The sequence below is a fragment of the Halocatena pleomorpha genome, from assembly GCF_003862495.1.
In the GTDB taxonomy this organism is placed as follows: Archaea; Halobacteriota; Halobacteria; order Halobacteriales; family Haloarculaceae; genus Halocatena; species Halocatena pleomorpha.
The window spans coordinates 1-11,108 of record NZ_RRCH01000044.1; the positions used below are offsets into that span (position 1 = coordinate 1).

General features: G+C 58.8%; 11 protein-coding genes, 1 other RNA gene and 1 pseudogene. 3 read left to right on the forward strand and 10 right to left on the reverse strand.

Features of this window, described 5'->3' with window-relative positions:
* Window positions 1-208 (forward strand): annotated as a pseudogene (locus tag EIK79_RS16930) (RNA-guided endonuclease TnpB family protein); the annotation flags it as partial.
* Window positions 209-333: 125 nt separating this feature from the next.
* Here the strand turns inward: EIK79_RS16930 and ffs are convergent.
* Window positions 334-643: signal recognition particle sRNA (gene ffs, locus EIK79_RS16935), an RNA gene on the reverse strand.
* A gap of 127 nt (window positions 644-770) precedes the next feature.
* Here ffs and EIK79_RS16940 point away from each other — a divergent pair.
* Window positions 771-1,403 (forward strand): class I SAM-dependent methyltransferase, encoded by a 633-nt coding sequence (locus EIK79_RS16940; RefSeq protein WP_124956840.1) that lies wholly within the window; start codon window positions 771-773, stop codon window positions 1,401-1,403.
* A gap of 36 nt (window positions 1,404-1,439) precedes the next feature.
* Here EIK79_RS16940 and EIK79_RS16945 read toward each other — a convergent pair whose 3' ends face one another.
* The 8 genes from EIK79_RS16945 to EIK79_RS16980 form a co-directional block, all read right to left on the reverse strand.
* Entirely contained in the window at window positions 1,440-1,901 is a 462-nt protein-coding gene (locus tag EIK79_RS16945) for a NuoI/complex I 23 kDa subunit family protein (RefSeq protein WP_124956842.1), read from the reverse strand.
* A 52-nt stretch (window positions 1,902-1,953) separates the two neighbouring features.
* Complete coding sequence (locus EIK79_RS16950) at window positions 1,954-2,997, reverse strand: complex I subunit 1/NuoH family protein (protein ID WP_124956844.1); 1,044 nt, start codon at window positions 2,995-2,997, stop codon at window positions 1,954-1,956.
* On the reverse strand, window positions 2,994-4,670 hold the full coding sequence (locus EIK79_RS16955; RefSeq protein WP_124956846.1) for an NADH-quinone oxidoreductase subunit D: 1,677 nt from the start codon (window positions 4,668-4,670) through the stop codon (window positions 2,994-2,996). Before EIK79_RS16955 ends, EIK79_RS16950 begins: the two co-directional genes overlap by 4 nt.
* The gene (locus EIK79_RS16960; protein WP_124956848.1) at window positions 4,667-5,356 is read right to left on the reverse strand and encodes an NADH-quinone oxidoreductase subunit B; all 690 of its coding nucleotides are present in this window, start codon (window positions 5,354-5,356) and stop codon (window positions 4,667-4,669) included. Before EIK79_RS16960 ends, EIK79_RS16955 begins: the two co-directional genes overlap by 4 nt.
* Before the next feature lie 22 nt (window positions 5,357-5,378).
* Complete coding sequence (locus EIK79_RS16965; protein ID WP_124956850.1) at window positions 5,379-5,795, reverse strand: NADH-quinone oxidoreductase subunit A; 417 nt, start codon at window positions 5,793-5,795, stop codon at window positions 5,379-5,381.
* 168 nt (window positions 5,796-5,963) lie between these two features.
* The gene (gene purE, locus EIK79_RS16970; RefSeq protein ID WP_124956852.1) at window positions 5,964-6,584 is read right to left on the reverse strand and encodes a 5-(carboxyamino)imidazole ribonucleotide mutase; all 621 of its coding nucleotides are present in this window, start codon (window positions 6,582-6,584) and stop codon (window positions 5,964-5,966) included.
* Window positions 6,585-6,591: 7 nt separating this feature from the next.
* Window positions 6,592-7,764 carry a 5-(carboxyamino)imidazole ribonucleotide synthase gene (locus tag EIK79_RS16975; protein WP_124956854.1) on the reverse strand — a complete coding sequence of 391 codons (1,173 nt, stop codon included), beginning with the start codon at window positions 7,762-7,764 and terminating at the stop codon, window positions 6,592-6,594.
* Window positions 7,765-7,827: 63 nt separating this feature from the next.
* Window positions 7,828-8,526, reverse strand: a complete 699-nt coding sequence (locus EIK79_RS16980) for a class I SAM-dependent methyltransferase (protein ID WP_124956856.1) — start codon at window positions 8,524-8,526, stop codon at window positions 7,828-7,830.
* A 279-nt stretch (window positions 8,527-8,805) separates the two neighbouring features.
* On the opposite strand from EIK79_RS16980, the gene EIK79_RS19335 reads away from it, so the two are divergent.
* Entirely contained in the window at window positions 8,806-8,979 is a 174-nt protein-coding gene (locus EIK79_RS19335) for a hypothetical protein (protein WP_368276981.1), read from the forward strand.
* A gap of 249 nt (window positions 8,980-9,228) precedes the next feature.
* Here the strand turns inward: EIK79_RS19335 and EIK79_RS16995 are convergent, their stop codons facing one another.
* Window positions 9,229-11,025, reverse strand: a complete 1,797-nt coding sequence (locus tag EIK79_RS16995; RefSeq protein ID WP_124956858.1) for a flippase activity-associated protein Agl23 — start codon at window positions 11,023-11,025, stop codon at window positions 9,229-9,231.
* Window positions 11,026-11,108: the final 83 nt, after the last annotated feature.

Consider the following 11,108-nt stretch of genomic DNA (forward strand, 5'->3'; position numbering starts at 1 on the left):
CGACGACTGCCACATCACGGAGTTTCAAGCTGATATTAACGCGGCGGCGAACATTGCACGTCGCGTAGACCCGTGGGGAGAGAGCGTTCCTTGGAAACCGGAACGCGATGACTCACCACAGGACGGGAGCGGTAGTGACACCGCCACAGTCCACCGGAAGACGAGTGCGAAACCCGCACAGATGACGCTTTCGGTGTATTCGGGCTGAAACCTACGGCCACGGTCGGCCGGAATCCCCTTGAAAGGGAAGCCCCGCCGTTTACGGTGGGGAGGATGTCACCAGTATCGATAGCGAGTGATCCACTGTCTCTGGCGTATGAATACGAATGAGTAAGACGGACAACGGGATTGCCCGATGTTCCGGCACGGGGAATGCTGCTCCCCTTCTCCACCCCGCGACCCGTCGAGCGACAGGTGTCCGTGGTTCCGCTGCTCGCTTCCGCGCCTGACGGAATGACCACGATCAACCACGCCAAAACGCCCCTGCAGGCGTCTGGTCGTGGACCGCTGCCCCCGACGGACGAGGCTTCTCAGTTGGTTTGCAGGGCCCGCGCCGGTTGATCGGACGCACCCGGATTCGGCCCTCACTAAAGACCATTTCGTGAGTTTCGAGCAGGGCCTAACTGCCCGGCCTAGTCCATTCTCTTGGTAGCCGGGACCGACATAAACGCCTTTCGGTACTGCGATTCGAGTGTCGTTCGGATGAATGGGTGTGGCTAACTCACATACTATCGGTATGCATTTGTGGGTACCGTCGGTACTCGATCTCGATGGACGATCGAAACCATGTCCGGCGTGCGTACGACGAGATCACGGAGAGCTACGCCGAGCACCGAACTGCTGATGGGCACGCACGGGAGCGATTGGAGGGGTTTCTCGATCGGCTCCCCGAAACTGCCCGCGTTCTCGACGCCGGCTGTGGTCACGGAACACCGATTCTTGACCGACTCGCCTGCGAGACCGAGGCGATCGGCGTGGAGTTCTCCCGTGGACAGGTGGAAGTGGCAACGGAGAACGCGCCCACAGCGTCCCTTCTACAGGGTGATATGACTTCGCTGCCGGTTCGTGATGGAACGGTCGACGCAGTGACGGCGTTCCATTCGCTGATCCACGTGCCCCTCAATCACCACCAGCGCGTGCTCGATGAGTTCGCTCGCGTTCTCCGCCCGGACGGTCACCTACTCTTCACTGAAGGCACAGAGGCATGGCAGGGTGAGAACCCGAACTGGCTCGACAGCGGTGTCGAAATGCAGTGGGAGATCGCGGGACCAACCGTAACTGAACGGCAGCTACGAGCTGCGGGCTTTTCCCTGCTGGACAAGTGCGCCGTCAAAAGCGGCTTAACAGATGATGAAGCAACGTTCACGCTGTTTCTCGCACGGTTGGCTACGAGTGATACGTGATCTCGATCGCAATCGAAAACAAGCTCGAAATTTCGCTTACTGATAATCCACTTCGCCTTCGCCGTCACCGATCCACGCTCCGCGGTCCGGTTCGCGGGAGGCAAGCGGATCGATGTCCTTGTACCACGGGACGTTTTTCAGTTGCTCTTTGTTGTAGGCGAACTCGTCTTTGGTGTCCGCCGTAAACTCGAAGTTCTGGGTGAGCAGGATGGCATCAACGGGACACACCTCTTCACAGAGCCGACAGTAGATGCACTGTCCGATGTGGAGGTTGTACTGTTCGCCGTTGCGCTGTTCGTCCATAACGATCTGTATCGTATCGTTTGGGCAGACGTTTTCACACTGGCGACACCAGATACAGCGCTCCTGGCTGAACTTGTGGACGCCGCGAAACCGAGGGCTGACCTCGGGCGGGTCGTCCGGATACTCGACAGTGAACGTTGAGCCGTCGAGCGCGTGTTTCATGGTCGTCGCCATGCCCTTGAGTAGTCCAATCATAGTTTTATGGTGTGTTAGAGCGGGAAGCGTTTGAGTCCACCGTCCCGTCGGGTTACACGATCACCCCGACGATAATGGCGGTGAGTAGGAGATTGACGAAACTCAGTTCGAGCAGTCCTTTCCAGCCGATTTCGATGAGCTGATCGATCCGAACGCGGGGCAACGCCGAACGCGCCCACTGGGTGAACAGGAAGAACGCCCAAATCTTGATCGTGAACCAGACGAAGCCCGGCAACACCGGCCCAGCGGGTCCACCGAGGAACACCGTCGCAAGGATCGCACCACCGAGGAAGATGTGGATGAACTCACCGAGATACATCAACACGAAGTAGACGCTCGAATACTCCGTTTGGTAGCCGGCGACGATTTCGGTGGGCGCTTCCGGCACGTCGAACGGATTCCGGCCGACTTCCGCCATGTTTGCGACGATGAACAACACGAACGCGAAGGGGTTCACGAACGCGTACCACGAGGGAATCGAGACTCCGGCGATCGTGATCAACGTTTCGGCCTGTGCGCCGACGATCTGGCTGGTCTGGAGCGTGCCGGTGAACAGCACGACGGACATCGCCGTGACAACAAGCGGAATTTCGTAAGCGACGTTCTGGGCGACCGCCCGCAGCCCGCCGAGCATCGAATACTTGTTGTTCGACGCGTAGCCGGCCATCACAAGCGCGATGCTGGCGATCGACGCGACAGCAAACAGAAAGGCGAGTCCGACTTCCGGATCTGCGAGTTGAATGCCGTTACCCATCGGCACGACTGCAAACCCAAGTAGCGCCGAGGCGACCAATACGAGCGGTGCGAGATCGAACGCTGGTCGGTCGGCCCCATCTGGGATGATCAACTCTTTTGAGAGCATCCGGACGGCGTCAGCGATGATGATCAACAGCCCGAACGGTCCAACACGGTTGACAGCCACCCGATCGGTGAACGCGGCGGTGATCTTCCGCTTGGCCCATGGTCCGGCGACCGCCGTGTTGAGCAGAACGAACGTCCCGACGAACGCTGCGCCGACGAGCGAGAGCAGAAAATCCTCAAGCGGGCCGAGTGAACCGAGTCCAAGCGCGCTCCCGAGGGTGTCTGCGATGCTCATCGATCCACCTCACCGAGCACGATGTCCAAGCTTCCGAGCGCGGCGACCAGATCAGGGACGTATTCGCCTTCGGCCATTTCGGGGAGTGCCTGCAGGTTCGAAAAGCACGGACTGCGGATTTTGAACCGCGCGGGGGTGTCGGTGCCGTCGCTGCGGATGTAGATCCCGAGTTCCCCTTTCGCGCCTTCGACGGCACGGTAGATCTCGGTGTCGGGATCCGGCTTGAGTGTCCGTGGGACGTTGCTCTGGATCGTCCGATCGTCTTCGGGCCACTCCTCAAGAAGATTGACACACTGATCGATGATCTTCGCGCTCTCTTCGACTTCTCGGAGACGAACCAACACGCGCGAGTAGTTATCACAGCCGTCTTCAGTGACGACATCCCAATCGAGGCGGTCGTAGTAGCCGTACGGATCGTCTCGCCGGAGATCGTAATCCACGCCAGATCCGCGAGCGACCGGTCCCGTACAGCCGTACTGTTTGGCCACCTCCGGTTCGAGGATACCGGTGTCAACACACCGAAGCTGTAACACTTCGTTCCCGGAAACGAGGTTGTGGTACTCTTCGAGTCTGGTAGGCAACTCGTCGAGGAAGTCCCGTGTTTTCTCGAAGAACTTCTCACGGGGTTCGGGCAAGTCCCACGCGACACCGCCGAGCCGGAAGTAGTTGAACATCATCCGCTGGCCGGTGAGATCCTCAAGGATGTTCTGTACGACTTCCCGATCGCGGAACGCGTACATGAAGATGGCCGAGAAATCCCCGTACACGTCGATAGCGAACGTACCGAGCGCGAGCAGATGCGACGCGATCCGACACAGCTCCGCGCTCATCGTGCGGATGATCTGGGCGTACTCGGGTACGTCGATGTCTGCGAGATCCTCGGCGGCACGGGCATACGCCCACTCGTTGAGCAGCCCGGCCGAGATGTAATCCCACCGGTCGGGGTAGGGCATGATTTGGTGCCGATAGGTCCCCTGTTGGCATATCTGCTCTTCACACCGGTGGAGATAGCCGATGTCGGACTCCACGTCAGCGACCTGCTCCCCGTTGAGCGTCGTTTTGAGGTGGAGCACGCCGTGGGTCGCCGGGTGGTGCGGGCCGATGTTGATGAACATCGTGTCCGTCCCACCGCGATGGTCCTCTTCTAACGGGTTGGCGTGCTCGGTCAACGGTACGACCTGCTGTCGTTCCTGGTCGTAGTTCTGGCTCAGAGGATGCCCCTGCCACGTTTCGGGCAGCAGGATCCGACGCAGATCTGGATGGTCGTCGTACTCGATGCCGACCAGATCGTACGCCTCCCGCTCGTGCCAGTCAGCCGTCCGGTAAACGCCCGATCCGCTCTGACTTTTTGGCTCGTGGATGCTCGTTGGTACCACGACACCGACTTCCTGGGTCGGATCGTCGTACTTCTTCAGATGGTAAATGCTCTCATAGCGGTCCTCATACTGCTGTGCTGTGACACACGAGCAGTGATCGAACCCCGCTTCTTCTCGTAACACCGAGAGCGCGTCAGCGACTCGGTCTGGCCGGACGACGAAGGCTTCCGCATTGTGGTGCGTCTCGCGGTCGATGACCAGTTCACCCAACAACGATTCGAGTACGTCGTAATCGAGACCGGTCTCGGTGACACCGACATCGGTGTGAGTGCTCGGTTCTGGTGCTTCCAAACTCATGGTGACTCAGCCCAGTTATACCGCATGACGAGGTCTTCCTCGTCGATCTGATCGGCCAGATGCTGTACGAGTTCATCCTCTTCGAGATCACCGAACTGTTCGAGTTCGTACGGTTTAACCGTCACTGGGGCTGTCTCACCGTTTGCGATCCGCTCTTGCAACTTGACGATGCCGTAGATCAGTGCCTCGGGTCGCGGTGGACAGCCAGGAACGTGAATGTCACACGGGATGACCTCTTCGGCACCCTTGATAACGTTGTACCCCTCCTGGAACGGGCCACCAGAACACGTGCACGATCCCATGCTAACGACGAACTTCGGCTCGGGCATCTGATCGTACACTCGTTTCATCCGCGGGGCGAACTTCGAGACGATGGTTCCTGGAACGATGATCACGTCCGCCTGTCGGGGTGATGCACGAGGGACGCCGGATCCGAACCGATCGAGATCGTGCTTGACAGCGTAGGTGTGCATCATCTCGATGCTGCAACACGCGATACCGAACTGTAGCATGAACATCGAGGAGCCCCGAACCCAGTTCATGAAGCTGTCGAACTTCGTGAGGATGAAGGGCGACGAACCGAACGCTTCGCGGAGCTTCGAGTTGAATCGGTTATCGACCCCCTCGCCCATACGGGCCTCCTGTGTAGTCTGTGCGCCTGTCGTGTCTTGATTGTGGCTACTCATGGCTCCTGGGATCTGTCTGGTGTCATGACTCTCGTGCTCCGGTCAGGCCCTGTCCGGGTGATTGAATCCAGCGGACCGCACCGTTGCGCCACGCCCATACGAGACCGACGGAAAGGACTCCGATGAACACCAGCATCGGAACCAACACCGGAACGATGCCAATGTTGGGTTGAGAGACGGCGTCTCGGTAAATGACTGTCCACGGGAAAATGAGCACCGTCTCGATGTCGAAGACGAGGAACAACAGCGCAACCATGTAGTACTGGATATTAAATCGGATGCGCGTGGTGCCAGTCGGCACCTCGCCGCTCTCGTAAGTCGTGGTTTTTCCTTGTTCGGGCACCCTGGGGCGCAACAAGCTCGAAACGGCCATCATGCTGAACGGTATTGCGACCGCAACCAACCCCAGCGCGCCGATCGCTATCCATGGATTACTCATCGTGCTTGTATCGTATGGCCGCTTAGAATGCCACCCATATAAGGATTCATTTCCGGTGATCCGCCCGTTTTCGGTCCTATTCGGCGGGTTTTCTGATACAACGCGGACGGTACGATTTCATTTACAGATAAGCAAGGCGAGTGCCTCGGGACTTGACTCCGAGGCGGTTCACTCCCGTTCGTCTCGAAACGCTGTCGTCCCACGCTCATGTAGTTCCCGAGAGACGGTCCCTACATCGCGTTGCAGTTCGGTGTGATACTCGATGAGGCGCTGTTCGAGTTGTTCGTGTTCCCGAGCGAGGAGCTGGACCGCTGACAACGCGGCGTTGAACGATTTGCCGGCGTCAACGGCAGTAATCGGTGCACCAGTGGGCATCCCGAGCACCGAATCGACTGACTTCTCTTGAATTGGGACCCCGATAACGGGAAGGGGATAGGCAATCGAGGCCGTCATGTTCGGGAGGTCGGCTGACTTCCCGCCCGCACCAGCGATGATCACGTCGATCCCACGATCGCGGGCAGTCTCTCCGTAGGCGTACATGAGCTGTGGGGTCCGATGGGCCGACACCACGTACGTTTCGAATGTGAATCGTGCTTCGGGCGGATCGTCGTAGTCGGTACACTCCTCGAACCCGAGTTCCGTCAACGCCTCATACGCCCCATGCATCGTGTCGAGATCCGAATCCGATCCCATGACGATGCCGATTTCGGGTGTGGTCTCGGACGGACGGTCGGTTTCTGCTTGCGTTTCCAGTTCGTCGATGAGTGATCGTAGTTCGGAGACAGTCATGGTTCGGTTACTCAGGGGTTTCGAACGACACCGCATCACGAAGATCGCGCGTGCGTTTCAAGAGCGCGTTGGGATCGGTCCCGGTCGTCGTGATATGACCCATCTTTCGGAGCGGCCGCACCTCCTGTTTTCCGTACCAGTGGAGGTTTGCGTTCGTTCCTGCTAAGACGGTTTCGACGCCGGTCAGTTCGGCAGGCCGTGGCTCTGCGACCCCACCAAGGATGTTGGTCGTCACAGTCGGACACCGTCGGTCTGTGGTCCCAAGCGGCCACCCCATCACAGCCCTGACGTGTTGTTCAAACTGAGAGGTGATCGCACCTTCGATGGTCCAGTGGCCGGAGTTGTGTGGCCGGGGTGCGATCTCGTTGACGAGGATCCGTCCGTTGACTTCGAACAGCTCAATTCCGTATACGCCTCGACCCTCCATCTGGTCGAGCACGTCGCTGGCAACGTCGTAGGCGCGACGCTCGATCTCCGATTGATCGGCCTCGTTGCCGACCTGTGGCGGCGTTACTGTTTCTCGGAGGATTTCCTGTTTGTGGATGGTCTCAGTAACAGGGAACGCGTCGGTCGTGTCCTCACCCTTCACACCGATGACCGACAGCTCCCGGTCGAAGGGGACGAACGCCTCGACCATCGCGTCACCACCGATCTCTGCCATCGCGTCGTCGGCCTCCTCAGGACCATCGACGGCGACGTTCCCCCGGCCGTCGTAGCCACCACGCCGAGCTTTCAGCATGAGCGGCCAGCCCAACTCTTCGCCTGCCTCTCGGAGATCCTCCACGCTGTCAACACGCCGGAATTCCGGAACTGGAATCTCTGCCTCGGCCAACGATCGCTTCTGGACCAGCTTATCCTGAATAGTTCGAAGCGTCGATGGCGAGGGTTCGACCGGAACGCCGGTCTCTTCGTGAACGGTTTCTAGCAGTTCCGGATCGGCCAGTTCGATCTCGAACGTCAACACGTCCGCACGCTCCGCGAGTTCGCGGAGTCCATCAGGATCGTCGAACTCGCCAACGATCTGGTCGTTGACGACGGGCGACGCTGGACAGTCTGGTGTCGGATCGAGCACGACGATTTCGATTCCGAGCGGTCCGGCTGCCTCGCCAAGCATCCGCCCGAGCTGTCCGCCGCCGACGACGCCCAGTGTCGGTCCCGGCGACGTAAGTCGAACGTTCATGAGTGAGCGTTTGAGTCAGTCACCATAACCGTTGTCGATAGCTGGTGGGTGTGTCGAACCATCTCAAACGTCTGTGATCCGGAGCATCTCCGCGACACCGCGCTGAAACTCGAACGGGACGCTCACCTGCTCTGGGGTGTATCCCTCGCTTTCGAGTGTTTTGACGATCCAATCGAGTGCGTGATACCGGTTCGTGTCGAGTTCGGAGAGCGGGAACACCCGGACTTCCTCGGTCGCTACACGGGCAAGTTCGCGCAGCGACGCGAGATAAAATTCTCGATCCAGTCGATCTCCGTATAAAAACAGACAATGTGCGGAGAGCACGACCGAAAACGAATCCGAGTTGAACGGAAGGCTCGGCAGTGCCGCGTGCACGTATCGACCCCTGTTGCGCTCGAAATCATCGGAAAACTCCTCGTGTGCACGCTTTAAATATCGACTCCGCCCGTCGATATCCCCGTAGAACCCCCATTCGAACAACGACGACATCTCTCGAAGCTGGGCCACCACGTGCTCGTAGTCCGCGTTCGCCAGTTGTGAGAGTCGAGTCGGGGACATCCCGTAGGCGATATCAACACCCATCGCGTCGATCCCGCGCTCGTTGGCCGTCCGAACGAACGAGCCAACGCCCGACGGACAATCGAGCACCGTCTGACCAGCCAGTGCTGCCGGATCAAGGTCGAACATATGGACGTACTCCTCGAACGTCCGCCCGATGAGCGCGAACCCATCGACCTCCAATCGTTCTGTTGTATCTGTCATCCGTTGACACCAACTATATACATCATTGTATATATCTGTACAGTAATAATGGTTTATGGACGATGTTCTGATTGGGAGAAAGAACAGTAGCTCCCCTTCGGGCACAGCTCGTCGATATGTCTACAGCATAACGCACGTATATACTTTGTATGTCTAACACGGATGCGCACAACGGCGGCGAGCCGACGATGACGAGCATCAACCTGCGATTATCGGCGGTGTTTCTCGACGACAGCGACGCAGCGTAGAAAGGAGAGGTTCAGCAGTCGGAGCGAGTTCATGCGGTATGTTTTGCGCGATGCCGTGCGACACCCCGGGGTGTCGCGTGAAACGTGGAAGTCGATCGCCGCGACCGAGCACGAACTGCGGATGGATGAAACGGGGTTCGTTTCTAGCGACGAGGTCCGTGCCGGGCTGACATCGGATTCCGGGGGCAGCGACGATGCCGAATAAGAAGGATGATCGTGGGGGTTTGCCCCTCGTGCCCAGGCGTCGTTTGAGAAGCTTGAGAACTACGAATAGGATCGCATCACGTCGAAGCTCGATGAGATCGCTACCGGCGAATGGCGTGATCCGGACGAATACGTCGAGCCACTAGCTGGTGTTCCACACGCCAAGCTTCGTATCGGTGTGTTCCGGCTCGGTTGTCGAATCGACTACGAACAGACTCGCCGTATACGAGATCGAAAAACGCTCTAGAGCCTACCGTCCGGATGACGATTGAGTCGTGTTCACTCGCTCGCTGTCGATAAGAAACACCACATCGGTGTCGGTGGTCCGCATCTGTTTGATCGTCGCGTCGTACCCTTCGTATCGCTCGTTGAGTTCCTCCGGGACGACCGGAACCCTAACGGTCTCATTACTCTCGTTTTTCATGACGTGGTTCGCGGTAGCGATGACGACCGGTGGTTTTTCGTTGAGCTGATCGAGATCGGCTGGTGATTGGGCGCACGTGACCGACGCGTCGCTGCGAACCAGATACCACGGCAGTGGGAGCGTGTCGAACCACCCGTTGTTACCGGCACACGATGGTTTCTGATAGATCGGATCGCCGTTGACGAACTGCTGTCCGTAGAGCACGACATCAGTGCCCTGCTGATTGTTTGCTGCGATCCGTTCGACCTCGTCTATCGTTGGGTGGAAATCGTCAGCCGGTTGGGCGTACTGGACGAGTTCGTTGTCGGATGACTGTGGCGCTTGATAGACGCTGTGAATCCCGATGGCAGCAACGGGCGCAGAGACCAACAGTAGAACGACCGCAGCCACCCCTACGCGCGCCCACCGGGTGTTCGTCACGACGCCAGCACGGACGGGTCGGAGGAGCGCCCCAACGCCAACAGCTGCGGGAATCATCAACGGAAGCACAACGTGAACCGCTGCCCACGGCGCTTTGATGTCTGTAATGACTGGGTAGCCGAACATCGACACTATGCCCCACGCGAACGCGACTGTGAGCAGCTCACGCGGGGTGTCGCTACCGTATCGATCGACGGCGAACCCGAGACACGCGAGCACGACGAGCATGAGCGACCCGTAGCCGATCGTTTCGAGCAGGTCGACGAGATACGGGAGATACGGGTGTTCCGATTTGCTTCCGTTCCCCCAATACGAATAGAACGATTGGAACGCTCCGGCTGTTCCTTCCCAGATGAACGCCCCTAACAGCGACGGATCGGTGAGCACGTTCCAACCGACGTACTGCCCACCGTCCGGTCCGGGGACGTGGAGTCGTCCGTTCGATCGAGGAGCGTAGAAGGCGATGATGACGACGAAGAACTCGATGATGGCCGCGATCACTCCGAGACCGTGGCGACCCAGCCAGTTCCAGCCTCGTGTGAGTGTGTCCCGAACGACGGTCCGGTACGGTCGCTCACGCGAGCGAATCACGGATCGGTGGTCGAGGACTACTGCGAGCGCCCCGAGCCAACAGAGGACGTACACGAACGCGTTCTCTTTGGTTGTAAAGCCGAGTGCGATCAGCCCCGACGCGGCGAGAAGGTGGTCCGTCTGATCGGTGTCGATCGCCCGGATGAGAAACGCAAAGCCGGCGAACATGAACGCACCGACGAGTGGGTCGCCACGCATGAACCGCGAGTAGTACAACACGATTGGATCGAACGCCAAAAACGCTGCTAGTGCGACGGTTTCGATCCGATCTAACCGGCTGCGGAACAGCAGTGCCGTGAGCGGGAGCAGTCCCGTTATGAACGCCGGAGCGATGCGCATCGCGGTGTCTGTCTCTCCGAACCACTCGAAGATCAGCGGGTTGACGTGGTGGTAGAACGGGCCATGAATGACGGGACTGTAACTGTAGTTTCCCGTCTGCATGTAATCGAGTATCCAGAAGGCGACGCGGGCTTCGTCCCAGTGGGCGATGCGATCACCGAGGAAGGCGAATCGAGCGAGTAACGCGAGGATGGTGATCGTGAGGACCATCGCCGTCACTGTCGCCGTATGGCTGGGACTCCAGTCCCGACTACTGAGAGCGGGGCGTTCCATTGGCTGGCTCCTAGGCACCTTTAGTTAGAATTCTTATGATCCACTTTTTTTGCGTTCGGGTGAGCGAAGCTCACCCTCACGCA